The 272-nt window shown below is 61.8% G+C and carries 1 protein-coding gene; it reads right to left on the reverse strand.

The genetic code is table 11. The features are described 5' to 3' along the window. Positions 1–272 (reverse strand): transposase (locus ABQF13_RS25340; RefSeq protein WP_448395559.1); only part of this gene is annotated, 272 nt, incomplete at both ends.

The raw sequence follows: 272 nt of genomic DNA on the forward strand, positions 1-272 counted from the left end.
ATCAGGGATCGCAGTATGTAGTGGTTGAGGTTGCGGAATCCCAGTGCGATGCCGCGTAGGTGCTCGAGGCGGCCGTTGATGGCTTCGACGGGGCCGTTGGAGACACCGACGTCGAAGTAGGCCAGGATCTCTCGGCGCCGTTTCCAGAGGCTGCGACCCAGCTGGGCTAACTCGTCTAATCCCGTGGGTAGTCCGGATCGGATTCGTTTGAGGCACTTGAACATCGCTAGCTTGCCTGCCCTGCGGTCGGGGTTGGCGTAGGCGCCGATCAG

This window comes from Mycolicibacterium sp. XJ879 (assembly GCF_053483935.1).